This is a genomic window from Paenibacillus massiliensis 2301065 = DSM 16942, from assembly GCF_000377505.1.
Classification (GTDB): Bacteria; Bacillota; Bacilli; order Paenibacillales; family Paenibacillaceae; genus Paenibacillus; species Paenibacillus massiliensis.
The window spans coordinates 703975-730813 of sequence record NZ_KB898185.1 but is presented as its reverse complement, the minus strand read 5'-3'; the positions used below and the strand labels follow the sequence as shown (position 1 = coordinate 730813).

The 26839-nt window shown below is 42.3% G+C and carries 21 protein-coding genes and 4 pseudogenes; 18 read left to right on the top strand and 7 right to left on the bottom strand.

Annotated features, from left to right (window positions below):
• Positions 1-236: 236 nt before the first annotated feature.
• Entirely contained in the window at positions 237-1199 is a 963-nt protein-coding gene (locus tag D328_RS0103225) for an AraC family transcriptional regulator (protein ID WP_018883515.1), read from the bottom strand.
• Between the two features lie 136 nt (positions 1200-1335).
• Here D328_RS0103225 and D328_RS0103220 point away from each other — a divergent pair, with 136 nt between their 5' ends.
• The 4 genes from D328_RS0103220 (at position 1336) to D328_RS0103205 (ending at position 5393) form a co-directional block, all read left to right on the top strand.
• The gene (locus D328_RS0103220) at positions 1336-1941 is read left to right on the top strand and encodes a DUF1349 domain-containing protein (protein ID WP_018883514.1); all 606 of its coding nucleotides are present in this window, start codon (positions 1336-1338) and stop codon (positions 1939-1941) included.
• 116 nt (positions 1942-2057) lie between these two features.
• A complete protein-coding gene (locus D328_RS0103215) occupies positions 2058-3269 on the top strand; it encodes an MFS transporter (RefSeq protein WP_018883513.1) in 1212 nt (403 codons plus the stop codon).
• A gap of 152 nt (positions 3270-3421) precedes the next feature.
• Positions 3422-4060 (top strand): sugar O-acetyltransferase, encoded by a 639-nt coding sequence (locus D328_RS0103210; protein WP_018883512.1) that lies wholly within the window; start codon positions 3422-3424, stop codon positions 4058-4060.
• A 154-nt stretch (positions 4061-4214) separates the two neighbouring features.
• The gene (locus D328_RS0103205) at positions 4215-5393 is read left to right on the top strand and encodes an MFS transporter (RefSeq protein ID WP_018883511.1); all 1179 of its coding nucleotides are present in this window, start codon (positions 4215-4217) and stop codon (positions 5391-5393) included.
• Between the two features lie 551 nt (positions 5394-5944).
• Here D328_RS0103205 and D328_RS0103200 read toward each other — a convergent pair.
• Complete coding sequence (locus D328_RS0103200) at positions 5945-6538, bottom strand: YczE/YyaS/YitT family protein (RefSeq protein ID WP_205622106.1); 594 nt, start codon at positions 6536-6538, stop codon at positions 5945-5947.
• 619 nt (positions 6539-7157) lie between these two features.
• Positions 7158-9059: a beta-glucoside-specific PTS transporter subunit IIABC gene (locus D328_RS0103195; RefSeq protein ID WP_018883509.1), complete on the bottom strand. Its 1902-nt coding sequence runs from the start codon at positions 9057-9059 to the stop codon at positions 7158-7160.
• A gap of 957 nt (positions 9060-10016) precedes the next feature.
• On the opposite strand from D328_RS0103195, the gene D328_RS0103185 reads away from it, so the two are divergent.
• From D328_RS0103185 to D328_RS30955, 4 genes and pseudogenes are all read left to right on the top strand, one after another.
• Positions 10017-11192 carry a sensor histidine kinase gene (locus tag D328_RS0103185; protein ID WP_018883507.1) on the top strand — a complete coding sequence of 392 codons (1176 nt, stop codon included), beginning with the start codon at positions 10017-10019 and terminating at the stop codon, positions 11190-11192.
• Positions 11179-11823, top strand: a complete 645-nt coding sequence (locus D328_RS0103180) for a response regulator transcription factor (protein ID WP_018883506.1) — start codon at positions 11179-11181, stop codon at positions 11821-11823. Before D328_RS0103185 ends, D328_RS0103180 begins: the two co-directional genes overlap by 14 nt.
• A 189-nt stretch (positions 11824-12012) precedes the next feature.
• Positions 12013-13044 (top strand): alpha/beta fold hydrolase, encoded by a 1032-nt coding sequence (locus tag D328_RS0103175; RefSeq protein WP_018883505.1) that lies wholly within the window; start codon positions 12013-12015, stop codon positions 13042-13044.
• 15 nt (positions 13045-13059) lie between these two features.
• Positions 13060-13201: pseudogene (locus D328_RS30955) on the top strand (transposase); the annotation flags it as partial.
• 401 nt (positions 13202-13602) lie between these two features.
• Here the strand turns inward: D328_RS30955 and D328_RS30950 are convergent.
• A pseudogene (locus D328_RS30950) lies at positions 13603-14172 on the bottom strand (TetR/AcrR family transcriptional regulator).
• Between D328_RS30950 and D328_RS28270 the strand changes: the two are divergent.
• From D328_RS28270 to D328_RS31785, 3 genes and pseudogenes are all read left to right on the top strand, one after another.
• Positions 14165-14503, top strand: a pseudogene (locus D328_RS28270) (SDR family NAD(P)-dependent oxidoreductase); the annotation flags it as partial. The pseudogenes D328_RS30950 and D328_RS28270 sit on opposite strands and share 8 nt — an antisense overlap.
• A gap of 237 nt (positions 14504-14740) precedes the next feature.
• A complete protein-coding gene (locus D328_RS0103160; RefSeq protein ID WP_018883502.1) occupies positions 14741-15256 on the top strand; it encodes a cysteine hydrolase family protein in 516 nt (171 codons plus the stop codon).
• A gap of 29 nt (positions 15257-15285) precedes the next feature.
• Positions 15286-15480, top strand: a pseudogene (locus D328_RS31785) (helix-turn-helix domain-containing protein); the annotation flags it as partial.
• Between the two features lie 37 nt (positions 15481-15517).
• Here D328_RS31785 and D328_RS0103155 read toward each other — a convergent pair.
• Positions 15518-17422 (bottom strand): BglG family transcription antiterminator, encoded by a 1905-nt coding sequence (locus D328_RS0103155; protein ID WP_018883501.1) that lies wholly within the window; start codon positions 17420-17422, stop codon positions 15518-15520.
• A gap of 160 nt (positions 17423-17582) precedes the next feature.
• Between D328_RS0103155 and D328_RS0103150 the strand changes: the two genes are divergently transcribed.
• Genes D328_RS0103150 through D328_RS0103135 form a run of 4 tightly spaced genes read left to right on the top strand, consistent with a single transcriptional unit; the run spans position 17583 to position 20959 of the window.
• On the top strand, positions 17583-17891 hold the full coding sequence (locus D328_RS0103150; RefSeq protein ID WP_267879780.1) for a PTS sugar transporter subunit IIB: 309 nt from the start codon (positions 17583-17585) through the stop codon (positions 17889-17891).
• Positions 17892-17905: 14 nt separating this feature from the next.
• Positions 17906-19135, top strand: a complete 1230-nt coding sequence (locus tag D328_RS0103145) for a PTS sugar transporter subunit IIC (protein WP_018883499.1) — start codon at positions 17906-17908, stop codon at positions 19133-19135.
• Between the two features lie 21 nt (positions 19136-19156).
• Entirely contained in the window at positions 19157-19516 is a 360-nt protein-coding gene (locus D328_RS0103140) for a PTS lactose/cellobiose transporter subunit IIA (protein ID WP_018883498.1), read from the top strand.
• Between the two features lie 3 nt (positions 19517-19519).
• Positions 19520-20959: a glycoside hydrolase family 1 protein gene (locus D328_RS0103135; RefSeq protein WP_018883497.1), complete on the top strand. Its 1440-nt coding sequence runs from the start codon at positions 19520-19522 to the stop codon at positions 20957-20959.
• 403 nt (positions 20960-21362) lie between these two features.
• Here the strand turns inward: D328_RS0103135 and D328_RS0103125 are convergent, their stop codons facing one another.
• Positions 21363-21611, bottom strand: a complete 249-nt coding sequence (locus D328_RS0103125) for a WGxxGxxG family protein (protein WP_018883495.1) — start codon at positions 21609-21611, stop codon at positions 21363-21365.
• 184 nt (positions 21612-21795) lie between these two features.
• Positions 21796-23064 carry a DUF418 domain-containing protein gene (locus D328_RS0103120; protein WP_081625202.1) on the bottom strand — a complete coding sequence of 423 codons (1269 nt, stop codon included), beginning with the start codon at positions 23062-23064 and terminating at the stop codon, positions 21796-21798.
• 249 nt (positions 23065-23313) lie between these two features.
• Between D328_RS0103120 and D328_RS0103115 the strand changes: the two genes are divergently transcribed.
• From D328_RS0103115 to D328_RS0103105, 3 genes are read left to right on the top strand one after another with little or no spacing between them, the layout of a single operon-like run.
• Positions 23314-24012: a response regulator transcription factor gene (locus tag D328_RS0103115; protein WP_018883493.1), complete on the top strand. Its 699-nt coding sequence runs from the start codon at positions 23314-23316 to the stop codon at positions 24010-24012.
• Between the two features lie 2 nt (positions 24013-24014).
• Entirely contained in the window at positions 24015-25481 is a 1467-nt protein-coding gene (locus D328_RS0103110) for a HAMP domain-containing sensor histidine kinase (RefSeq protein WP_026280984.1), read from the top strand.
• Positions 25478-26617 carry a hypothetical protein gene (locus tag D328_RS0103105; RefSeq protein WP_018883491.1) on the top strand — a complete coding sequence of 380 codons (1140 nt, stop codon included), beginning with the start codon at positions 25478-25480 and terminating at the stop codon, positions 26615-26617. Before D328_RS0103110 ends, D328_RS0103105 begins: the two co-directional genes overlap by 4 nt.
• Positions 26618-26839 lie beyond the last annotated feature (222 nt).

Sequence of the window (26839 nt, the reverse complement as noted above, 5' to 3'; positions counted from 1 at the left end):
TAAGGGTCGTGCTATACTTATGATTGTTAACTGAGATAAAGAAAAACTCGCCAATTGGCGAGCTATTTACTGAATATGAAATTGTTCACACAGCTATGAATGCTAGTTATCTAACTAGTTGTTGAGGCCAAGAGTTGAATTCGATTACCGAGATTAACAGTGATATAATCGCGTGAACGATTTGGATTGATATAAAGATAGGATAGTTATTTCAAAAAAATAGTGTTAACGGTAAACTAAATTGTATTTTTCTTTCTGTACTCTCCAGGTGTTACTCCGACTTTTTTTCTAAACATTCTAATAAAGTAGCTTGAAGAATTAAAACCACACTCCAAACAGACTTCTTGGATGGAGCGGGGAGTAGTGTGTAAAAGACGTTTCGCCGCATTAATCCGTTCTTGCAATAAATATTCTACAGGAGAACAATTCAAATAAGAATGAAAGCATCGTGCCGCCTCACTCTTACTAATATTTGTGGAGTTTGAAATGTCTTCGAGTGTCACAGGGTTCATGTAATTTTTTTGAATAAATGAAATCATGTTCTGAAGTCTGACTTGAGAATGTAATTCCCGTTTATCAGTAGTAACCACAGGAAGGTGGTTTCTATGCTGAACAATCAACAACCAAATCTGATTGAGAAGGCATTGTACTTGCATTTCGAAACCAACATCTGAGAGTGGATCTACATCAAAATCCAGAATAGGAAATGCACCGTAACTGCTCACAGCGCCATATCGTTGAAGTAGAGCAAAGATGTAATCCAGCTTTATCAAAATTTCCTTATGCCATTTTTCTCGAGTATGAAATACGACAAATGGCAAGTTTTTGTCGTTAAGAATCGGCATGATGTATTTTTTATATAAAATACTTGTATGGGGAGCAATCAGTTCAGCAGAAAAAACGATGACGGGGCATTCACATAGATCATCTTCATTTATTTGTTCATAGGAATGCAATGTATTTCTACTAATGAAGATGCCATCATTAGCTTCTAATTTGATTTGGTGATGACCCACTTGAACCAACACAGTTCCTCCACGAGCAACAAAGAATTCTAGCTCAAAATGCCAGTGTAGCGGCACTTTATAGTTATTAAATTTATGTAGCTCATCTACATAGTATTGAATTGGAAAATCAAGCTGACCATGTTGAATATTTTCGAAGAATGTACTATCTAGTGGCATCGTATCAATTCTCATTAAAGTTATCCTCTCTGGGAATATAGTGATATTTTTTGGGGATAAAATTCCTTGTTTGGAATTTTTATGGTGATATAATACTATCTGAAGTATGGGATAGGTGCAAACAAAATTGTAAAACCCGGGGGGAATTAGAGTGAGGAATCAAGATTTTGACAATTTTTTTTGGTTAAACGAATCTCATATATCATTTGAAGATGACAAAATGATTATGTACGCCCCAGAGAAAACTGATATTTTTTGCAATAATGGAGCTGTTTCTGAAGAAGGTATCACACCTGAAAGTCTTGCAAATGCTCCGTTTTTCTATAAGGAAGTTTGCGGAAATTTTGTATTGCGAGCAAAAGTACAACTTGATTTCAAAGATGTGTACGATGCGGCTTGCCTAATGGTGATGAAAGACTGGGAAGTATGGGGGAAATTATGTTTCGAACTTACCGATTTTAATACGCATGCTGTTGTGAGTGTAGTTACAAACCAAACTTCCGATGACGCTAACGGTAACAATATTGATGGAGATTCCGTGTGGCTACAAATTTCACGGGTCGGACAGTCATTCGCATTTCACTACTCTTTAGATGGTGAACAGTTCTTCATGGCTAGATTTTTTAATCTTCCTGTTGAGGATGAAGTCAAGGTAGGTTTTCTTGCTCAATCTCCAACTGGCAGAGGTGGTGATAGAACCTATTCACATTTTTCATTAGAACAAACTACTGTAAAAAATATCAGATTCGGGCAGTAATACGAATTCATTTATATATTAGTTTTGGAGCTAATGATGATTAATATTTGGGTGTCTACTATATATCTATGTTAGACCCCGGTAAGAAACTACGATTACCAAAAAGAGGCGATCTAGTGAGTTCATATTCATCATCCTTACAAATTAACCGGTCAGCTAATTGGGCATTAGCCGGGGTAAGTGTTGCACATTTGCTTAATGATGCTATGCAGACAGTAATCCCTGCCTCTTTTCCACTTTTTCAACAAACTATGCAATTAAATTTTGCGCAGATGGGTTGGATTGCTTTCACTCTAAATATTACGGCATCAGTTCTGCAACCCCTTGTTGGTTATATTTCCGATCGCAAACCGATGCCAATCTTATTACCTGCTGGCATGTTATGTTCACTAATCGGTATGCTTGGCTTTGCATTTTCATCTGCATTTTGGATGCTTTTAGTTTCTGCTGCTATTGTTGGAGTTGGATCTTCAATTCTTCATCCAGAATCATCGAAAGTCGCTTACATGGTTGCAGGCAAAGGGAGAGGGTTAGCGCAGTCCATCTTTCAGGTAGGAGGTAATACAGGTCAGGCTATAGCTCCATTAATTGTAGCCTTTTTAATTCTTCCACAAGGTCAACGTAGCTACTTGTGGTTATTAGGATTAGGTTTCTTAGGTATGCTCATTCAAAGTCGGGTCAGTCGTTGGTATAAAGCAAAAATTGCTATAACCAAGCAATCTACGATTCATTCTACGACAGATAATGTAGCTCCAAATAGTTCAAAGCGCAACAAACTCTTCATTACTTTTACACTCTTTATCTTAGTACTGCTTCTCTTTTCCAAATTCGTGTATCTAGCAGGGATGACGGGATATTATTCGTTTTATTATGCTGGGACATATGGAGTAACATTATCTCAAGCACAAATCAGTTTATTTATCTTACAGTTTGCAGGCATGATTGGCACACTCATTGGGGGGCCTTTGGCAGATCGATTTGGTCGAAAACCAATGATATGGTTATCTATTGCCGGCACAGCCCCTTTTTCAATTCTTTTACCGTATGTGGGACCGCTGACTTCATTAGTCCTTTGTGCATTAGTAGGAATCATTCTTATGTCGGGATTTAGTGTGATTATTGTATATGCCCAAGAATTACTCCCGAATCATATCGGTACCGTTTCAGGATTGTTTTTTGGCTTCTCCTTTGGTATGGGAGGCTTGGGCTCTGTTATTTTGGGTTCATTGATTGATATTACAAGTGTAGCTTGGGTTATACAACTATCTTCCTTTTTACCATTATTAGGATTGCTGGCGGTTTTTCTGCCAAAGGGAAGAAAACAATAAATGCTTAACTGAAGAGAGTAGATTGGCTTTTTCATTATTGTATATACATTTCGCGAGAGGTTACATCTGAAATGGTGTTTATAAATCTATACTAAATAACGTGTAAATTCAGTCCATTATTAAAACTGGTCGTTTGAGAGGATCTGATAAATATGAAGGAAGAAGAACGTATTTTCCAAGGGAAGTTATTTGCTCCATCGCACCCTGATTTAAAACTGATAAAACGAAATGCTCACAATTTGAGCCGATGTTATAGCGATATGTACGAGAATCAGGAGGAAGAACGTAATAGTATACTCCAGAAATTGCTAGGACGTATAGGTGATAATTGTTATATGCAAGGACCTATTTTTTTTCATTATGGTACACACACCGAAATCGGCGATCATTTTTTCGCTAACTATAACTTGACAGTTCAGGATGATGCAAAAATTAAAATTGGAAACAATACTCTTTTTGGTCCCAATGTCACCATTGCGACTCCAATCCATCCCTTTATTGCTTCAGAGCGAAAGCAGATGATTAATCAAAATGGAGAGGTTAAACACTTATGTTACGCAAAGCCAGTGACCATTGGTAACGATGTCTGGTTGGCGGCGAACGTAACGGTTTGTGGAGGGGTTACCATAGGTGACAATTGTGTGATTGGTGCTGGGAGCGTGGTGACTCGTGATATCCCAGCAAATTCGTTTGCTGCTGGTGTTCCTTGTAAGGTCATTCGCCCTATAACAGAGGCTGATAGCATGCGTTTTAAATCGGAAATATTAGCCGACTGTGGAATATATGAATAAATTTATTCACTGGAGAGAGTAACATTTTGTGGATACGTGCTATAGCCTACTTTCATGAAAACAGTTGTATCTATATACCGGTAAAAATATATATATGCTTCGTATAGATTCAGTACAGCAGAGAAGAACACATAATTCAAGAAGGTGAAATATTATGAATACTATTAGTTCGAAGGACAGAAATAAACGTGCAGACCTATCGATTTTCATCCTATCGCTGGCTGCATTTGTAATCTTTACAACCGAGTTTATTATAATAGGTCTTATGCCGAATATGGCAAGAGACCTCAATATCTCGATACCGATCGCTGGTCAGCTGGTGACTTCGTTTGCACTCATTATTATTTTCGCCGGCCCTATTATGACCGTAATATTCGCGCGTGTGGAGCGGCGCGCGCTATTTGCATGGATTTTGGTGGTATTTGCTACGAGTAATGTAGCCGTCGCATTAGCTCCGGGCTTCTGGACGATAATGATTGCACGAATTGTCCCTGCGGCTCTACTTCCAGTCTTCTGGGGAGTCGGCAGCGATGTTGCTGCTAAGCTTGTACCACAAGAGGATGCTGGCAAGGCGATTTCCAAACTCTATTTGGGTTTAACTGGTGGATTGGTATTTGGCATCCCTTTGGGCACCGTACTTGGTGATGCTGTAGGTTGGCGAGGAGCTTTCTGGTTTCTGGCCGTGTTTTCGATTACGGTGGCCTTGCTTTTGGCCAAAGCCATGCCAAAACTCCATCCTGTCGAGGAAACAAGCTTGAAAAGTCAGATCAAATCTCTTTCGAATCGTTACTTAATTGCCAACCTCGTCCTTTCAGTTGCAATACTATCAGCGATGTACGCTTCTTACACCTACCTCGCTGACATGCTGGAAGGATATGCTGGTATCTCATCATCGCATGTAGGCTGGTGGCTGATGGGGTTTGGTACAGTCGGTCTATACGGCAATTATCTGGCTGGTCGACTTGTTGACCGTCACGCCATAAAAGCTAACGTTTTGTTCTGTCTTCTATTGGCTGTAGGCGCGGCAAGTTCAGTTCTTCTCGTCGGATATCCTGCAATGTTCGTAGTTGCGCTGGCTGCATGGGGAATAGCACATACGGCGCTTTTCCCCCTTAACCAGGCTCGGGTAATCAATGCTGCAAACGAAGGAAAAGCACTGGCGGGCACGTTGAATGTTTCCGCATGCAACTGCGGAATCGCAGTAGGTGCTTCGTTAGGGGGTTGGGCTATCAATGTAAGTGGTATCACCGCAGCGATTTTGGGTGCTAGCATTCTGATCTTGCTTTGTGCTGTTGCTTCTCCCGCAATCGAACGATTGAAAACGAAAGTATAAACACCTGGCTTTTTACAGCTGGCGCAGCCAGTTGAGCGGCAATTTGCTCCAGCGCATCAAGTTCGTCACGGAGTTGTAGCACTTGGAATGCTAAAAAAATCTGTGCGCATTTGGGAAGCCGATAATGAATTAAACTTTCCTCAATGGGATAGTCAGGGTTTCCCAAACAAAACTTGTTGTTGTTGTGAATTTCAGTCTGGATTTGACGATGATGCCAACGAAAATCTGGAATCCATTGAAGTGTATAAATATAGATGGATAAGTGAGGGGGGGAAAGTAGTTAATGCTACTCAATCTAGCATGAGATGATGCCAGATTGAGTATTGTGTTAACCTTGTTTTAGACTTTTCCTCAGAAACAAAGTGAGAGCATAATTTATTCGTTATTGTTTTTGTCATTCAGGTATTGAATATGGTAATGATCATTCACCGTTTTATTGCCATTTTCAAGCCGTAACACTTGGACATTGTTGTAAGTTGTAAGGGAAATGCTGGTCAATTGTTGTTGCAAAGTCTCTGTTGAAAAGGTCTGATATACCTGTTCATACGTGCCTATGTTCGTGCGGAGTTTTGAATATCTGTGCGCCCTTTAACCAGTAGTTTCTCCGATACATGGACATCAAAAAATTGAACAATGGGTCCCAGGCAAAACGCTGTTACCAGCGTCCCCAGCCCAACGATGCCTCCGAACAGGAAGCAAATCAATGCACAAATAGAATCTGTAAACATTCGGTGCCAGAAATAAGGGATTTTCGGGACGTAATTTCGCATAATAAGAGACAGACTGTCGTACGGGGAAACGCCCACATTGGACGTTTGATATAGAGAGACCCCCAAGCTAATTATTACGATCCCAGCCACAACAATGATTACCTGTTGCCACAGAACCTGAGGTTCACCAAAGAGCCCCAGCGCAGAGTCGTAAAAGTATGTGATGATGTAGCCTAATAAGAAGGCATTTACAATTGTACCTGCTCCGATGAATTTTCGCCCCGTGAAGAATTGAGCTACAAACAATCCGAGATTCAGCATAATTAAAAAAGTGGCATATGAGAACCCGACATATTCAGCAAGTGCCATTGCCATCCCGTTAAAGGGATCATTCCCCAATCCCGATAGCTTGAAAATAGCAACTCCCAAACCCATAAATATGTTTCCTATCAACATGATAATTAACCGCCGGGGCTCTACTCTAATTTTCATTCTGGTTCCCATTTCGTTCTCCATTCCGCTCTATTTGTTGTTGATTATTGTCAGGCCTTCTCTTTCAACGAAGTCATCACTAGATCATGGCTCCATTTTTGTGATCCTGGATGATACGTGTGTGAAAAATTCAAGCCCTCGTAACAAGCTCCATCCCCATTCAAGGGGCTTCGTTCAGTAAATCAGGTGTCTCCCTTTGCTATGGAACATTACGATCCCGAAGGAAAAAATAAACTTGAGTTGGGTTGTGTAATGATTCGATCTGGTGAACATCGGTTCCTCCGCTTATCGGATATATCATTTTGAAGGAAAGCTCAGGCCTTGTGGAGAATGCTGCACTGCTCCAGTGAAATCAAAGAAGGTTCCGCCCCCAAGCGAACGAAACCTCTTCTGAGTAAGGATGCTTCACTCCGAAAATCAAGAGCCAGACATGGGGTAGATTAAACCAGCTCAAAAACGATTCAGAGTGACATAGCTATTGTCAGATGTTTGAAATGGGTGAGGAGAGCCCCCCACCTAGGAAATTTCAGGTAATCTGGTTTTTTATCATGGTATTGTTGTCTTACTTAATGACTGTTAGCAATTTTTGAGTCAAAGCGCTTTGATCTGCGTCTTCTTGAATCACATTTTGGTACTCGTATGCATTTGTAATAAGGACAGGTGTTATGGTCGGCATGCCTGCATTCTTGATCATGGCGATGTCGAATTCGATAAGCAAATCGCCTTTATTGATGCTGTCGCCTTCCTTGACATGCAAGGTGAATGGCGCCCCTTTTAATTTTACCGTATCTATACCGATGTGAACGAACAATTCAACACCGGATGCCGAACGCAGTCCGATAGCATGCTTGGAAGGCGTGGTCGTTGCAACCGTTCCTGCAAACGGTGCATATAACTTACCTTCCAACGGCTCAATGGCAACGCCTTGGCCCATGGCCCCCGAGCTAAACGCTTCGTCAGGAACTTCGGAAAGAGGTACAACTCTGCCTACCAGTGGAGCAGAAATGGCTTCTTCCCCGCCCTCGGAAGGAACGGTAGTAGTGCTTGGTGTTTCAATGGTTGGAGTTGGAGTTGCTGCAGCTGTTGCTTTCACCTTGTCTTCGCCATAACCCAAAATTTGAATCAAAATAATGGGAAGGATGAACGCAATGGCGGCACCGATCAGAATGCCCCAGATGGACATCGGCGACTCATCACTGATTCCGTTGACAAGCGTCAGTGGGCCCGGCAGTCCGGCATAAGCAAAGTAGAATGGATTAAAGAAACTGGCTGTAATCGCACCGATACCACCAGAAATACATCCATAGATGATCGGCTTCTTGAATTTGAGAGTAATGCCGTAGATCGCCGGTTCCGTAATGCCAAACAGTCCCGTAATGCCTGCGGAGATACCGACTTTGCGGGTTTCCTGATTTCTGGTCTTCAGAATAACGCCAAGCACGGCACCGATTTGAGCAATAATGGCAATCGTCTGGTAAGCCTGAAATGAATCCCGACCATAGAGATCAAAGTTCGCAAGAACCATCGGTAGAACGCCCCAATGGATGCCAAAGATTACGATAATTTGCCATGCGCTGCCGATAATTGCCCCTGCAAGCCACGGTAAGTTCTCAGCAAGGAAATTGTAACCAGCAGCAATACCATTTGCCCCCCATGTTGACAAGGGCCCGAGTAGCAAAATAGTCAGCGGAACCATAATAGCCATGGATAGGAATGGAACGAACAACGGCCGGATCATTTCATGTATTCTTTTGTTCAGAAAGCGTTCCAGATAGGACAAGAACCATACCAGGAGAAGCGGTGGAAGCACCGAGCCCGTATATGTCGTTCCCGTCAAGGGAATGCCCAGAAAGCTGATTTTCGCTCCGTCTGTAATACTTGCTGCCATTGTTGCCCAGTCAGGGCTAACCAATGCAACACTACAAGCAACGGCGATAAAGGTATTCACTTTAAAGTATTTTGATGCCGTAATCGCGATGAAGATTGGTAAGAACACGAAAGGAGCCCATGACATGAAGCTCAGTACCTGATAGGTTCCCGTACTCGTGAAGCTGTCGGACACCAGGTTGATCAGGATCAAAATCCCCTGCAAAATACCAGCAGCAGCCAGGATATAAATGAAGGGCGCGAAGACTGCCGACATCGTAGCAATGATTCGGTTCAATACGGTTCTTTTGTCACCCTGTTCTACTGCAGTATCATCCAGGTTCACGAGAGCTGCAAATGATTCGAAGACTTCGCCGACATGCTGTCCAATAACAACCTGAAATTGCCCGCCGCTTTCAACGACGGTAATAACCCCTGGTAGCGTTCCCACAAGTTCTTTCGCCTCTGGGCTGGATTGCTTAAGTACCAATCGAAGCCGGGTGGCGCAGCGTGTAGCCCCCATAACATTACTTTGGCCACCAACAGCGTCCAGAATGCTCTTTGCAAGCTTTGGATAATCTCTAACTTTTTCTGCCATATCAATCGCCCCCTAATCTAATGAGTTCGTTTACATTATAATTATATCGGTATAATTTTTCAATAAGATAATAAAATATATGTTTGGTTATAATTTTATAGTGCGTGTTCACATCGAGTATGTGTTAAAATTTAACCATTAATAACGGATAATCAAGTGAAGAGGAATACTTATGTTAAAATCATCAAGTGCAAAGGAAATTGGGAAATACATTGAAGAGAAACAACTTAACCTAGGAGATAAGCAAAAACGAGCAGTCTGTAATTAGCAGACTGCTCGTTTTTGATGATATATATTTAGTTTGTTGAGAAGCAAAAAATGTTGTCTCCTGGTTCTCTCCAGACGCGTCGGGTGTATCTATCAAGCGTACCCCGATTGCAGAACGGAAGATCCGGTTCCACGCAGTTGCATGCACTGCGCTACAGCCTCGCGCTCCTGATTCTATCGAGATAAGCCGGAGTATAGATCAGTAGTCGGCTATGTACGCTAGCAGTTCCGTGAAATCTTCACTGTCTAACACTGTTCTTATATCGGTCAAACTGTAGTAGACTTCAACGATTCATGAATTTTCCAAATAAGTATACTGCTGATGAACTTGTTTTTGCGCGGAATTTCATCCAGGATGTAACGGAGTGAGAGTATTGTATTGTATACCTGAATCGTTAATTAGAGTATCCGATAAATATAGTACTGTGTTATATGAGATCCAATAATAACCCTGAATTTTGCAGTGCGCTTCACTTTGCTGTTGTAAAAAACAGTGGTAGACTATCTTAGTTATTAATCATTGAAATTGTTCAATTTATGATACAGCTTTAATCAATTTCATCGAGGTCTTAGGGAAATAGCAATAGTGTGGCTTTGGAGAAGGGAGATAGTGTTTGGATGTCCGGTGATCAAGCAGTTTAGATTATCTACTCGATTTCGGAGCGATGACCAGGCTGGAGGAGTACACAAGTGAAGAAGATAATTGCTTTTATGGACTGGAGCATTTTTTTGCTTCGATCTTATTATTATTTGTTACTTGCCATTGGAATTGTGACTGCTTCAAAAGATCTTGTCCAACTCCAATTGGAAATAATCTGGTTGTTGGCAGCCTTTTTTGTTCCGATGTGGTTTTGGTTCCCACAACGGAGGATAAACAAAACATGGTTTTGCATAGTCGAGATTATACTCGGCGGGTCTTACTATGTTAACTCCATGATTCATCCTGAATTCATGTTCAATTCCGATTACTTGCTTCCCAGTCTGATCATGGGTTATTTATTGACCAGACAGACGTTTTGGGTGCTTCCTGTTATATTTTTGCTACCGTTCGGCTTGCAAATTTATCAGGGATATACTTTGAATCAAAGCATGAGCATGGGTATTGATAACCTGTTATTTTGCTTTATTGGGATCTGGGTTAGTTTTATAGCTAACGCCTATCATCAGAAAAATGCTTTAGCCGTTGAAGTTGAACATCAGAACAAATTGTTAATTCATTACGCTGCTCAGGTCGAACAAATGACTTTAGTGGAAGAGAGAAATCGGATGTCCAAGGAACTACATGATTCACTGGGCCACTCATTTATCTCGATGATTATGAGTCTGGATGTGGCTATCGCTCTTATGGATCGTAAGCCTATAGAGGTGAAGGAGCGCCTTACTCGTTTGCGAACTTTAGCTGAACGAAACCTGGACGAAATTAGAGAGATCGTTCACGAAATAGGGGGAGATGATAATGACTGCCTATACAAGCAAATTGAGACCCTTGCGACTAGTTTTAGCGAGCATACAGGGACACATGTTACGTTGGACTTGCCCTTGACTGAGCAACCCATGCGTTTTGAAGCAAGGCAGGCTATCCTTCGTGTAATTCAAGAATCGTTTACGAATGCGTTGAAACATGGGAAAGCATCCGCACTGCAATTAAAACTTTATATTGCTGAAGAAGTCTTGCATTTGGTGATTCAAAATAATGGTAAGCCCATAGATAAACTGGATTATGGTTTTGGCTTAACCACCATGGAGCAACGGATTCAGCACCTAGGGGGCAGGCTGATCCTCTCCTCTTCATCTGGAGCGGTTACAATTACCGAGGTCAGATGTGAAATTCCATTAAGTGGGGTGATGCTGCGTGCAGAACATTAAAATATTAATTGCCGATGATCAGGAGCTAATTCTGGAAAGTCTTGATATTGTTCTTTCTCTTGAAGAAGATTTTGAAATTGTCGGATTGGCCAAAAATGGAGAGGAAGCAATCGAATGTAGTAAGCAATTTCAACCCGATATTGTGTTAATGGATATTAATATGCCTGTTATGGATGGTGTTACCGCAACGTTACGGATTAAAAAGCAATTTCCAGCTATCAAAATTATAATGTTGACCTCTTACAAGGAAGTGGATTATGTTCTTACGGCTTTGAGCAATGGAGCAGAAGGATACCTGCTCAAAGCCATCCGTCCCAAGGAACTGGCCGCAGGAATAAGAGTCGTGCACACAGGGGGGACTTTAATTTCTCAGGAAATGGCGCGCAAGATGCTTAGAAATATGCCCCAGGCCGTAGCTCCAAAAAATAATGATTACGGATTAAGCGCACGCGAAATTGAAGTTCTTCACAAGCTTGCATCCGGTTTGCGAAATCAAGATATTGCCGAAGCGCTCTTTCTTAGTGAAGGAACTGTTAAAAACTATATCTCTTCGATCTATTCTAAATTGGATGTAAAGGGACGGAAAGAGGCAACACGTAAGGCAAGAGATTCAGGAATGATGGATGGCTAGCAAGGTTAAATGTGTTTAATTATGAACTTGAGAATCGACAACTCATCTGGGTTGCCGATTTTTTTTTGTCATACCTTTAATCATTACTAAACCGCACTATGTAAGTATGACTTTTAAGGTCTATGCTTACAAAGCAAGCAAATAGCACCGTCGCGTGCCTGAATTGAAAAAGAGAGGGGTATTACTAGCATGAATAAATGGAAGAAAACGATTTTAGGGACAGGTGTTACTATTCTCATCCTTTCACTCGTAGTCTTGTACTTTCCTACATGGACTCCGAAAATAAAAACGAAGAATGGGATTAGCACGTTGGAGCAAGTAGACATAAATGGGTCTAAACATGCGATTATGATTCGAGGTCATAACTTGGATAATCCGGTTATTCTCTTTGTACATGGTGGTCCAGCATCATCGGAGCTTCCATTCGCTAAGAAAAACCAAGATTTATTGGAATCCCGGTTTACGGTAGTAAACTATGATCAACGTGCAAGTGGGAAATCCTATCATTTTTCCGAGGACTATTCTAATCTTTCAGCTGATTTACTGGTTGAGGATTTATTGGCTATCACCGACTACACTACTGAGCGTTTAGGTAAGAAAAAGGTGATACTGATCGGCCATTCATTTGGCACATACATTGGTACACTAGCTGCACAGAAAGCACCTGAGAAATTCGAAGCCTACATCGGTATAGGTCAAGTTGGAGATGTGCTTCTGAGCGAGACAGAGAGTTGGAGTTATGTCGTCGAGCAAGCTCGACTAGCCGGAAATGAAAAAGATGTTCAAGAACTGGAACAGGTTGCTGAAGCCATAAAGCAAGGTCAGGCGTTTACGCCACGACAATACGTGAAGAAATATGGCGGTGCAGCAAGGTTGATGGAAAATCCAGATGAGAGCTTCTGGGGAAAGGCGTTAAGCAGTGAATACAACATCGTAGATACATTTCGTCACACGAAAGGGATGAGCTATTCACAAGAAATTTTGATAGGGGAAGCCATGGTGAATTCCCTGCCTTCTAGGGTGACTGAGATGGATCTACCCATTTATTTTGTTATGGGTGATTACGATTATATGACCTCCTCACTAGCTGCTAAGTTATTTTTTGAAGGAATTGAAGCGGAACAAAAAGAGTTCATTTCTTATGAACAGTCGGCGCACTATCCACACTATGAGGAAAAAGAGAGATTCTTAAATTGGATGGTCAAAGAGTTTATTCAATAGTCGATGTGACTATACAACCGTTCCTTGCAACCGACGTATGCTATCGTGTTTCTGGATGCCATCCATTTCAAGGTTAAGCGGGACCATCGTGAGTAAAGCTACTTACATAGTCATCGGTATGGATCTGGATGGCAACAAGGACGTGCTGGATATCTGGAATAGCCCCGTTACAGGGGCTATTTTCGTTGAACCGATCTTGGAGTTGATTAAAATCAACTGATTGTATATCTAATATGAATTTAAAAACGACTTTAAGAGCTCTGCTGGCTAACGCTGGTGGAGCCTTTTTTATAATTATATATATTACATAGTGTTTGAATTCAGCAGACTACATTTTCCCCCTTACTTCAACTAAATAAAAGTGTTACCAGACAAAAAGGAGCAGAAGGATTGGCCTCGCTGCTCTTGTATTATTTCTATTTATTGTTTACATCCGCCGCAATAAACATAATACCTATTTGGTGTGATGTCATGAGAGTATATGTTATTGCACTACATGCTGCTGATTTATTGTGGTTTGAAAAGTCGATTTCGCCCAGTCTCTCAGACACTGCCAAATCAGCAACTTCCAATGGAACGATGTTCCTGGCCCTTGTCACCTGGGTTCAGCAAGCACCAAAATTGTTCAACCATGACCGGTGCCGGATATGGAATTTAACGGATAATAAACCAATCTAATACACCTACTGTCGCTGCTATTAAAAACTGTACCGTAATTTCCCTGTTCATTTCTGGATCGGGATTGATCGAATCAAGATGCTGATGCAGGCTTTTTTTGAGCATGGTCTCCATTTGGTTTCGAAAAACAGTGCCTCCCTTGCTCTTGAGCATTATGGAATAGAAAGAAGCATGCTGCTCCAAATATTCAAACGCGCGATGTAGCGAGGTTTTAGAAGGGAGATGGTTCAAGGTTTTTTCAGACATGCAATGTTGTAGTAACTGGTTAATTTGAGATTGCATGCATTGCTCGCGTAGATCGTACTTGTCATCGAAATGCAAGTATACTGTTCCTCGATTGACATTTGCTCCCTCCGCAATTTGGTTGATCGTTATGCTCTCAAATTCCTTTTCCGACATCAGCCTCATAAAAGCATCGATAATAGCTTGTCTCGATTTTGGAAATTCGATTCTTGGATTTGTACCACTAGCGGCAACTGCTATATACTCTGCGACGAAGGCAGCACTTCATACCTATACACTGTCCCAAAGATACATGCTTAAAGATACTTCGGTAAAAGTAATAGAAATTGTACCACCGTGGGTTCAGAGCAATAATGATGAGCCACGTGCGATGCCGCTTTCATTTATTGATGCAACGCTAAAGCTACTTGCCACGGATATAGACGAAGTTCTGGTCAAAGAAGCAGAAGTATTTCGGAATAACCCTGGCCCGAACGAAGGTGTTTTTTTGGCTCAGCTTAATGATGCGATGCAGTCAGAACCTCCAAAGATTCATTAATCTACATATACTATAAATCTCAATAATGTAGGCGATCTTGAAATTGAGACATAGGTCTGTTAACAGTTTGTAACTACCCATAAACTTCCCAAAGCTCGTTCCCGCTTGAACCCTGAGTAGGAATGGGCTTTTTTGTGTCAAAATTTCTTTTTATCAGTATTCGATTATTGCCATACTGTTGTCAATAATTGAATAGTATGATGAAAATCAGACAAGCCAATACGAGGAGGAAGCCTTATGGTGAAAAAAGCTTTGGTCGTAATAGATATTCAAAACGACATAACAAAGAATTACAAGGAAATAATTGATAATATCAATAAAGCAATAAAATGGGCAGTGGATAAGGATATTCATGTGATCTACGTTAGGCATGAAAACTTATCAGACGGCACGAGGACTTTTAAACCCCATACTCGCGGATCTGAATTAGCTCCAGATTTAAACATGGTATCCGAAAATATTTTTACAAAATACAAAGGAAGCGCATTGAGCAGTGAAGAGTTCACAGACTATATTAGCAAAAATCAAATATGTGATTTCTACATAACAGGAGCAGATGCTGTTGCTTGTGTGAAATCAACCTGCTACAACTTACGTAAAGCAAATTATAGCGTTAATGTATTATCAGATTGCATTACAAGTTATGATAAAAGAAAAATTGACGAAATGCTGTGCTATTATGAAAGTAAAGGAAGTAAAATCATTAGTTTAAATGACTTGTTATCGAATCACATCTTTGAAGAAACTACCTAGGACTCTTTTATGTTAAGACACCTTAATGAATGCGCAGCAAGCTAGAAATCCTCCACTAGCAGGGGAGTAGTGCCAGAATAATTGCCCGTGAATTAGGCAGGCATCATGCCTCCATTTGCCGAGAACTCCGTCGAAATCTGACACAGAAGCCATACCGTGCCGAGTGCTCTCAGGAGAGCTACGTCCAAAGGCGCAAGTCCTCTATCCCTGCCGGGAAATGGACATCAATGATAATCGCCTTTGCTGGGAGATGCCGAACGATTACTCCCAGCAGGCGATTAATTGGTTGATAAAGTCCTCGAAATTATCCAGGGAAGAGAGGACATTCACATGGGTATCATTCGTTAATATGGTAGCGAGCGAATCGAATACGTCACGAAAAATCTTTCTTCCTTCTCCGCTCACGGTGATTAATAACACAATTTTCACGATAGAATGATCCCATTTGATCCCATTCGGATTCAGATAGATGAACATGCCCGTTTTGTGGGACTCCATTTTAATCGCATGGGGTAGGGCTACCTGTCCAAATGCGGTTGACGACATGGTTTCTCGTTCCAGGATTTTGGAGTAATAATCCTCGTCCGTATAGCCATCCCGATTCAGAATTTGGCAAATAAACCGTAAAACATCCTCCTTCTCAGACTGCTCCGTGGAATGGCAGAAATGCCTTTCGTCCAGAAAGGATTCCAGATGGAGCTTGAATTGATTTTTCTTCTTATGCTCTTTTATCTCAAATATTTTGTCCGATACTTTCTCGCGGTCACTTTCGATAAAAAAGGGAGTAATCACGACAAAGGGCACTTCCGGAATTTTGTGTAGCTGGGCGGATGAAATAATGAAATCACTAGAGGTGTAATTCAAGTCGCTTTCGTCCGTAACGATCGAATGAATCGAAATATCGTCACCAAAATACTGCTGCAATTTATTGATCATTTGTACATTCATGTTGTAGTAGAGTGGAAACAGCACTGTACACGAGATTTTTACGTTGGTTTGCCGCTGCAATTCAATGGCATACCCCAGATGAAAAGCCAAATAAGCAATTTCATCGTCACTGATCCGATAACCGGTTCGTTCTTTAATCACAAGGGATGCATGTACAGCGCAATCGTAAATCAGAGGGCATTCCTTTTTGATCGTGCTCGTTAACGGATTTTTCGTTGAATGGTTGTTGTTTAATCGCATCAACAGGTTTTTAACATGCAGCGTGAAACGGGTAATAAAATCAGCATCGGCAATACTGATATAGTAATACTTGTGCAAGTTGAATGCGATTTCGCTGACCAAATCAATACAGTCGCTCCCGGCGATTCGTTCCAGATCGCTGACTTCGATTTGCGTAAAGTTGACGTTTGTACCATTGCACGAAATCAGAAGCGCCAAATCCGCGATTTCCTCTTCTGAATATTGGACGTGAAAATAGGCTGCCAATTGTGAGGCAATCTCTCTGGCAATCTGATATGCAGCATTGTCCGTGTGAAAATCTACGGCCTTATTCAAAAATTGGAAATCATGCTTCATTCTATCCAGCGCAATGGTAATATGAATGATCACGTTCGTTAAATAAAAATCATTTGTGAAAAAGTGGTGGGAAGAAAAGGTCTCCACAACGACTTTTCGAATGTAATCTACGTTCAGTTCGCTATAAAAACTCTTGATTTTATCGACGTCGATAAAGCTTCCGTTTGCCTCTTCATACAAAATGCTGCTCATTAATTTACGCTTGTCCTTTTCTTTGCCTCGCAAATCAATATGATTCTTGGCCCAGCTCAATTCCAGATTGCTTTTGGCAAGCCTTTCCTTGATCAGCTTCAAATCCAGCCTCAGCGTTGATTCACTGATAAACAGCGCATCGCTTAAATCGTGTATATAAATAGGTTGATTGGTGTGCACTATTTTTTTCAGAATATAGGCAATTCGTTCGGATTGCATCTGAGGGATGGCCGTTTGTTCGTTACTCAGAAAGGTGTTTACCTGATCCGTATCAACTTTATAGCCTTTATTCGACGAGAGGATTAACCCATGGTGGAGCTGATTAATCTCACCAATGTACGACTTGATCGTGCGTTTGGACACGCCATATCGATCTGCCAAGCTTTGCGACGGTATCCAATGCGTGCAGTTGCTTAAATAATGAATTAAATCGATATACTGTGTTTTCATAGGCGTTTCCTCGCTTTAAAATCTTTCACCTTAGGAGTGCAGTTTTTTATTTGAGAGCGGCTTTGAAATTGTAATATAGTGTGGTTGTAAGGATGACAGCGCTGTCACAACACGATTATATAGAAAAGCGAGGATGATTACCATGGCAAATGCAGAAGAAGTGCTAAACGTGTTGCTAATCTGTGGGTCGGGAGCAAGCTCCGGGTTTATGGCTGCCAATCTTCGCAAGGCTGCTAAAAAAAGAAGCCTGAATATGGAGATCAAAGCCAGAGGAGAGGCAGAAATTGAAAATTACATTGATGATATTGATGCATTATTAGTGGGTCCTCACTTGGCTTATATTATGGATGACATTAAGGAGCTCACGCAAGGTACGGATGTTAAAGTGCTCTTAATGAAGCCATCGTATTATTCAACCTTAAACGGGGAAGAAGCCTTGGATGATTTGTTAAGCGAGTTGAACATTTAAAGGGGATAAGGACAATGAATAACTTCATCGGATGGCTCAAAAATGACTTCTCTCCAAAGATGAATAAGGTCAACAATAATGTTTGGATTGTGACACTCAAGGATTCTGTCATGCAGCTGTTACCTTTCATTCTTCTAGGATCGGTATTTTGCCTGCTGACGATACCAGGTGATTTATACAAAATACCGAATTACCCTAATTTCTGGGTACCGTTCGGATGGACGATGGGGATGCTTTCACTGTTAGTTTCTTTTCTCATACCGTTCAACCTGATGGAGAAAAAGAAGTTAAGAAAACAGCGCTTTATTGCCGGATGTACAGGTCTGATCACTTTTCTGATCATTGTGTCTCCTCAAGTCGTCAAGGATGGTACCGTCGGTTTTAATCATAGTTCGCTGGGAACCGGGGGAATGTTCGTTGCCATCATCGCTGCTCTTTTTACCGGCTATGTGATGAGCTTGTTCGGAAGATTCTCTTTCTTCAAGGAAGAGTCCGTTATCCCGGACTTTGTCAGATCCTGGTTCGACTCGATGCTTCCGATTGGCATCACTTTGATTATAGCCTGGCTGCTAGTCGATATCGTTCATGTCGATATTTACAACATCATTCTGAATATATTTATGCCGCTGGCCCACATCACGGAAAGCCCTTGGGGATTTATGCTGATTCTGTTTATTTATTGCTTCCTGTATTCCATGGGGATTTCCAGTTGGGTATTGACCCCGGTAACCAAACCCATTTTCCTGGCGGCGATCACCGCAAATGCGACCATGGGAGCGCACAATCTGGTTACATCAGAGACGATATTTTCCGCTTACCTGTGGGTGGGAGGGGTTGGCTGTACATTGCCATTACTTGTTATGCATATGTTCTCCAAAAGCACCAAACTGAAAGCTCTGGGACGGGCAAGTTTGGTTCCCTCCATTTTTAACATCAACGAGCCTTTAATATTCGGCTCCATCGTATGGAATCCGTTATTGATGATTCCGATGTGGATCATTGGTATTGTCCTGCCTGCAATCGTGTGGTTCGGAACGAAAGTGATTCCGTTTGCTCCTATACCAAAAGTGATATTCGATATGTGGTACGTCCCGTTTCCGATCTCCACCTGGATCACGACGGGAACGGTCACAGGCATAATGCTGATGCTGATCTGTGTTGTTGTAGCTACGCTGATTTGGTATCCATTTTTCAAAACGTACGAGAAACAAGAGGTTGAGAAGGAAGCGCAGCAAGCCCATTAATTTGTTAAGGAGATCATAATCATGACATCGGAACAAGTGGCTCAGGAAGCGATGCAAATCATTTTGCATGCAGGAGAAGCAAGAAAGCACTGTATGGAGGCATTAAAGGACATTGAGGATGCTGAGTTTGACGGCGCAAGGTCAAAAATGAAGTTAGCCAACGCTGAAATCGTCATCGCTCATCGGGTGCAAACGAATTGCATCCAAAAAGAAACGGAAGGCCAGCAAGGAGATTACTCGGTGTTATTCGCTCATGCACAAGATACGCTAATGACCGTTTACAGCGAGATTAACTTGGCCAAGCGGCTGCTTGATATTTTTGAAAGCTTCGATAAGAGATTGCACCAATTAGAGACCAATAAGCAAAGAGAGGAAGTATAAACTATGAAAACCATTCCATCCGGGTTTCCTGCCGACTTTCTATGGGGAGGGGCCATTGCTGCTAATCAGGCTGAAGGTGCTTATGATATAGACGGAAAAGGGTTAAGCGTAGCAGATATTAACGAGTATACAGACCAAATTCCGTTAGAGAAAAAATACAATCTGGAGCTGACTACCGACTATATTAAAAATGCCATCGAGAATAAAGAGAAGGTTTTTCCAAAACGCTGGGGCATTGATTTCTATCATACCTATAAAGAAGACCTGAAGCTGCTCAGCGAGCTCGGACTCAAAACGTTCCGTACGTCGATCAACTGGACAAGGATTTTTCCAAACGGCGATGAAGAACAGCCTAACGAAGCTGGATTGAAGTTTTATGACAATTTGATTGACGAGATCATTGCCAATGGGATGGAGCCGATGATCACGCTGTCCCATTATGAAATGCCGCTTCATTTAACTTTGGCTTATAAAGGCTGGTACTCCCGAGAAATGATTGATTTTTTCCACCGCTTTAGCCAAGTCGTCCTGGATCGTTACCATACCAAGGTAAAATACTGGATTATCATTAATCAAATCAATTTAATCGTTCATGAATCCTTTAATCATCTAGGTATTGCGGAGGATGTTGTGGATGATCTGCTCTCCGCTAAATATCAAGGTGTGCACAATGAAATGGTAGCCTGCGGCTTGATTACGAAATATGCCAAAGAGCTGAATCCCGACTTGCAGATAGGTATGATGCTTTGTGGTGGACCTGCGTATCCCGCGACCAGCAAACCAGAAGACGTATTCGCTACCGTTCGCAACAACCAAATGGAATACTTCTTCTCCGATGTGTTGCTCCGTGGTTATTATCCTGGTTATGCTTTCCGTTATTTCAAAGACAACAACATTACGGTTGAGTTCGCGGAGGGTGATGAAGAGGCGCTGCGACATACGGCTGACTTTATGTCATTTTCCTACTATTATACTCGTATTTTTGATAATGAGAGCTTGAAAAACAAAACGGGTCCGTACCGCAACTTCGAGCTTCCAGCTAATTCATGGGGATGGACCATTGATCCTATTGGACTGCGTACCTTGCTTAATCTGTTCTATGATCGGTACCAGTGTCCAATTTATATTACGGAAAACGGGGTCGGCTACCATGACCGTTTGGAAGAAGATCATTCCATCCACGATCCTTACCGGGTTGACTATTACCGGGATCATATTGAGCAAATGAAAGAAGCTATTAAAGATGGGGTGGATTTGAGAGGATATTATGCCTGGGGGCCGATCGACATCGTTAGCTGCTCCTCCTCGGAAATGAGCAAAAGGTACGGTTTCATTTATGTAGATCAAGATGATTATGGTAAAGGAAGCAAGAAGCGTTATCTTAAGGATAGTTATCATTGGATGAAAAAGGTGATTGCTTCCAATGGAGAAGATCTCGATTGAGATGGGTTTACTCCGTATTCGCAAATCGTATCGGCCAATTGTTTATCGTGTTCTCCATGACTTATGTGTTGTTGATGAATTTCAGCAATGGAATGTATGCGTTAGACGCTGTTCTGCGATACGTCGAGTCCAAATTCGGACTTCGGTATGACATCGGTAGAATTGGCGTAGATGGCCATCTTTTTGAGCACTGGATTTATTCTTGGAGGGGTTGTAGGTATTGGAACGATTATAGCCTTTGCGCTAACCGGACCGGTGACCCTGCTTCTTGAGAAAATCTTAAGTGTAAAAGATCTTTGAGCTTTTAATTGAATAGTTTAATTATTTAGTATTGTGGGGCCTAGGAAATGCGAAGAGCAGGAGGATGATTTTCCTCACTGCTCTTTGATGGATATAAGCATACTTATCGCTCAGAACGATCAGGTACTCTTTTTCTCATTCCCGCTAATCCGATCAGACCTAATAATCCCAGCCAACCCCAATTCGAGTTGTTATCGTTGTCTACTGCATTAGCTCGAACGGAATTCGTTTGGTAATTGGCCCTATTGTTTTGATATGTCATGTCTTGATCCGTCGTGTGTTGGGCAAAAGCCGGAGCCGATAAGGCTGTAACCAGGAGCAAGGGCAATACATATGCAACTATTCGTTTCATTACAAAAATCCTCCTCACAGTGTAATGATTATAGCTTGTTCGCAATGCATACCCATTATGCAGTGTTTTGTAGTTATATAATTCCAACTTACCTTAAAAAGGGTTAATAAGCTTTCCTAGCATTGTACACAGTGACTAGGTAAGCTTATTGACTTTGTGTAGCTGGTTATAACATAGCAGTTGACTATAACTTAGATGAACCGCTATTCGTGTCGGCTGCGGGAGTGAAGGCTTGGTCGAATCTTCTCATGAAGGCTTCAAGTGGACCTGTGCGGCGCAGCGCAATGATCCAACTAATCGCTACGGTTATTACTGCAACGAGCAAATCACCTAATGGCATACTACCCAATCCTAGTTCAATTCCAGCTAGCTCAAGTATCCAGAACACAATGAACTGTAAGGTATACATTGTCAATGCGACACGTCCGACGGCTGCAAAAGGCTTGAGCACTGCTGAGAGCTTGTTCGGTATGAGGCAGACAATTCCTAGCACCAGGAACGCGATACCCAGCCCCATAAGTGTCTGAAATGTAGAAGCACTGTGTGGAGCTGTCCACAGAAGCATATGCCACATCGGAGAATCCACATTATGCGGCCAAATAGCATAAGGATCAGGTTGGTTGACTACAGTGCCCTGAACGCTTACGATCCATGCTTCAAATGACTGACTAAGACCAGGCAGAATGAACGTAGCGAGCAGTTTGCTGATCGCGATAATGAATCCTCCGCTAACAACGAGCAAGAAGGCTGTTCGCGCATGTTGAAGATTAAGGCGGCCAATCGCCATACCAGCTACGAAGGCAGGCGCCAGTCCAAGCGCTGACATTGGACCACCAGCAATGTCCCTGAGTAAGTAGGTGCCTGACAGGAGGCTTCCTCCAAGGAGCATCAGAGGTGGGGCGATCAAGATCAGAACTGCTGTTGTCAAGACAAGCGTCCGGGTCGAGCGACGCACCAATAGCAACGCCAGAATGAACAGTCCAGCATAGGCTGGCAGAATCACACCGAACGGAGCATTTAACATGATCAGCAGATATCCAATGATGTCGATGAATACGGACCGGGCCAGCATTCGCGTACGAAATACCTTTATGTCGGTACCTTTCCCCAGCATTCGTCCGGCCATAATCGAGTAAGAGATTCCGCCACAGAGTATAAAAAGCAAGGTTGTATTCCCTGAAACAAAGGCGTTCCTTTCATTCAGCGCGAAATGCTGCAAAAACATGCCTATTACGGCCAGTCCCCGAACAGCATCAAGCGCGATAAGGCGGCCAGAGCCCGAGGGATTGGCTCTTTGGCGCTTTTTTCCTTCCATGGAATCCTGTGTGATCGTTGTTGCATTGCTATCCTGTTGCAGTGTATTACGAGTAGACACCGATATCCTCCTCCCAGAAAGACCTGGTTTTGATATGTACTTTTCATTCCTTGTGATTAAGGACTGAATATAGAGCATATTAGAGGGGAGATGTCACTAAAGTTTGATCAGGATGTAAACAATTTGTCACAAGACCGTTTAAAGATTGTGTCTGGTAGCTGTATCTGCTACCTTGAACGATAAGGACTATTTTGTAGGAAGGACCCCACAACGCAGATTTCCCATTTTTTTTGGATTACCATCTATTTTAGTTATTGGGCTATGGTGCAACCATATTAGCTATTACTTTGTGAACGTTACGTTAAGAAGAAAAGAGTTGAAGATCCGTTGAACAATGCAAAAATTCTCATCATTGAAGATGACGCGCCGATAGCCGATCTGCTATCCTATGGACTCTCCAAGGAAGGTTTCCAGACGCGGATTGCTGCAAGCGGTGCTGCAGGCATGAAGGAGTTGGAGCTATTTAAGCCAGATTTATTGTTACTGGACTGGATGCTGCCCGATCAGAGCGGGCTGGATATTTGTAAAAGGGTGACTGCAGACTATAACATCCCCATTTTTATGATTACAGCTAAATCAGACATTACCGACAAGATCCTTGGACTGGAAATCGGAGCGGATGACTACATCACAAAGCCCTTTGATTTACGGGAGGTTATTGCCCGGATTCGAACGATCCTGAGACGGCTTGATTCTGCGAGAAGTGAAAGCCATGAAGAGAATGGTAAAGGTGTTCTAAGCTTTCATAAGCTGGAGATTGTTACCGAGGAACGACTCGTCAAGAACGATGGGCAAGCTGTGGAGCTGACCCCCAAGGAATATGACTTGCTGATGACCTTATTCAGGAATCAGGGAAAGACATTTACTCGCTCGGATTTGCTCGATTTGGTATGGGGGTATCAATTTGTAGGCGATACACGTACAGTAGACACTCATATCCAGCGACTGCGCAAGAAGCTAGGCGCCAGTAATTATATTAATACGGTGTTCGGTATCGGGTATAAATTTGTAAAACAGGTGGATTAAGAATCATGAAGAGAATCAGTGTTAAATTTCTTGTAGGATTCTTTCTTATCTTCTTCCTCTCTTTTCTTATTCTTAATCAGACGGTTAAGGAATTCATTCAGTCCAGCAATCAGAAGCTCGTAACCTCAGAGTTAGTGGGGCTTAAGAACAACAGTAACATTTATGTTCGTCAGGCGTTTCTCATTAATCATTTCACAAGCAATACTCTGTATTTTGGTGAAATGGCTCAGGAAATGGCGAATGATCTACATCATGCGACAGGCAGCGCCGTAGGTGTCTACACAGTGGAAGGCGAATTACTCCATGCCTCGGACAACTCTATGTTCGGACAGCATCAAGAGAATGATCTGCAGCAGGCTGTGAATGGCAACATGGCTTATAGCATCACCTATGACCACAGCAGTGCTGTGGCTCTCTTCTCCTATCCTGTCGTTATTGATGGAGCGAGAGTGGGGATACTGCGTTTCTCCAAGGATTTCAGCCTGTTATACCAGCAAAGTGGTCGGGTCCTGGATATCATCTTTTACATGTCATTGGCCATTTTTGTGGCGGCCTTCCTCTTCTCGTATGTTCTGTCGAGACATATTACGGTTCCCTTGATCAAGCTAAGTCGGTTATCCACGGAAGTGAAAAATGGGAATCTGGACGTGCGAGCTGAGGTGAAGCAGCAAGACGAGATCGGTAGGTTAGCGGACAATTTTAACGATATGATTGACCAGATCAGCAAACAAATTACGATTATCAAAAAGGATCGGGATCGTCTTCAGGAGCTTCACCGGAAGGAAAAGCTATTTTTTGATAACGTGACTCACGAGCTCAAGACGCCTCTCACATCCATTCTGGGATATGCCGAATTAATTCGTGAGAACGGCGAGCAGGATCGAAGCTTTTTTGATAAAGGAATGAATCATATCATTGAGGAAAGCAAGAGATTACATGCCATGGTAGTGAAGCTCCTTGAAGTCTCGCGTAAAAACGTAACAGCAGAGGAATCCGACAAGGTCGAGGCGGGTCTGATTCTACAGGATGTGTGTGAGTCCATGACGATCCGGGCGCAGCGTTATAAGAAAAAAATAAAGTATGAAATTCAGCCCGAGCTGATGGTTGTGATCCACAAGGACAGGCTACGCCAGATTTTTATCAATCTGCTGGACAACGCGATTAAATATAGTGCATCGTTCTCGGAAATCAACGTGAAGGCACTTCAAGCCGATGGTAAAATCCGCTTTGTGTTTGATAATCCAAGTGATCCTATAGAGGCAGACTCATTGACTGATTGGTTCGAGCCCTTCTTTCTAGCCGACCCCAGTGGATCAGAAGAGGGCAGCGTTGGACTGGGACTTAGCATCGTAAAATCTATCGTGCATGAATCTGGAGGAACGATAAAAATCCTTAATCAGGAGGATCACACCATTGTTACTGTAGAATTTGATGGCTTGAAGATCGTAAGGACGGGGACATCGTTATGAACAACAAACACATTACATTGCTTCTAATGTATCTGACATGTGTCATGATGCTCTTGACAGGCTGCAGTATGGGATCTACAACGGAGACCGTCATTATACCTGGTCAAGAAGATATGAATATAGAAGAGCCTAATTCTCATCCATTCCAGGTCCATACAATTTATCGTCTTCCTGATGAAATCACGAACTCGGACGCCTTATTAGGTTGGACATCTTCTAATGCTGTACTTGCTGTTACCCAAAATGAAGGAATAACCGATCAGTCTGAATTAAGAAGCGTGGCCACACCTTACGAGCAAAGCAAGGTGGTTCCTCGAATTGATCATATTAACGCTCAGATGCTGCTGTCGCCTGACGGGAAATATGTTAGCCAGATCAGAAGGTCAGCCTCGCAGATTACGTTGAAGATCATTTCCTTAACGGATGGTCAGGAGGCAGAAGTAGCCAAGATCAGCAACAATGACTCTTTTTTTCTACAGGATGTGTCCTGGTCGAACAACAGTAAATACCTGAGCTATCTATTAGTAGGTTATCAGGAAGAGCAAAGCAGGCTTCGCTCCTATGATGTAGTTACGAAGACAACGAAGTCCTATACGCTAGGGGACCTGACTTCAAAGGGGTCAGTTCTTACCGTACAGATGTCCGATGATGGAGAAAGCGTATTGTGTACTACTTATCCACCTGGTTCGTATGGCAGGGCCAATCTGCTATTGGGATCGATCAGTGGAGACAGCATTAGAGTTCAATATGAGCGCGAAAGGGCAGCGGAGCAATATGCTTGGCTTACAGCGGATCAATTTGTATTCCTCGGTGCAGATCGAACCTTGTATGTATACGATAAGCGTAGCAGTGAACTGTCCATATTGCTGGAGAAGGTGAATTACTTTCAACTGTCGCACGACAAGAAGAGTATTGCTTATTCTTTATATGATCATGATGTTTTCTATGTCGGGAAGGTTCAGGGGAAGAATATTCTCTCTAACGAACCTGTCTACCGTGGGCTGATCGCGAATGAAATCTATTGGAGTCAAGATAACAAGAGTGTGCTCATTCGTGGACAAAAGATGTTCTCTACTTCGCAAGCCATAGCCCCCGATACGAAGGACGGCCAGACATTCATCATTGAATTTCGATAATCAAATGGCTTGAGCATCGTACTCTACAGCCCAGTGTATAGTTTGTAATTGCATATAGCCCTTCCTGAGCATCCTTATTCCGGTTTACGGAGATAGGGGTGCTCCTTTTTATTTAATATATTCCTCAAATACATTCTTCGCTTGTGACAACTTGTTTACATGTTGATCAAATCTTGGCGACATCTGCTCGGTATATTGAATGTGAGCAAGAAATACCCTGCA